This is a genomic window from Mesorhizobium sp. M1227, assembly GCF_040318315.1.
Lineage (GTDB): Bacteria > Pseudomonadota > Alphaproteobacteria > Rhizobiales > Rhizobiaceae > Mesorhizobium.
Window position 1 is genome coordinate 1 of record NZ_JAMYLZ010000119.1, and the last position, 584, is coordinate 584.

Genomic DNA, 584 nt, shown 5'->3' on the forward strand with positions numbered 1-584 from the left:
ATCAACACGGCCAAGGTCGAGCAAGGCGCGACGGCGGTCGTCTTCGGCCTCGGCGGCATCGGCCTCAACGTCATCCAGGGCCTGCGCCTTGCCGGCGCCGACATGATCATCGGCGTCGACCTGAACAACGACAAGAAGGAATGGGGCGAGAAATTCGGCATGACGCATTTCGTCAATCCGAAGGAGATCGACGGCGATGTCGTGGCCCATCTCGTCAACATGACCAAGCGCGGCGCCGACCAGATCGGCGGCGCCGACTACACGTTCGACTGCACCGGCAACACCAAAGTCATGCGGCAGGCGCTGGAAGCCTCGCATCGCGGCTGGGGCAAGTCGGTCATCATCGGCGTCGCCGGCGCCGGCCAGGAGATCTCGACGCGGCCGTTCCAGCTGGTCACCGGCCGCACCTGGATGGGCACCGCCTTCGGCGGCGCGCGCGGCCGCACCGACGTGCCGAAGATCGTCGACTGGTACATGGCCGGCAAGATCGAGATCGATCCGATGATCACCCACACGCTGAAGCTCGAGGACATCAACAAGGGCTTTGACCTGATGCATGAAGGCAAGTCGATCAGGAGCGTGGT

1 protein-coding gene is annotated in these 584 nt (G+C 64.2%); it reads left to right on the plus strand.

Features of this window, described 5'->3' with window-relative positions; genetic code table 11:
- On the plus strand, positions 1 to 584 hold a 584-nt coding region (locus NKH28_RS34370), incomplete at both ends, for a zinc-binding dehydrogenase (RefSeq protein WP_352981473.1).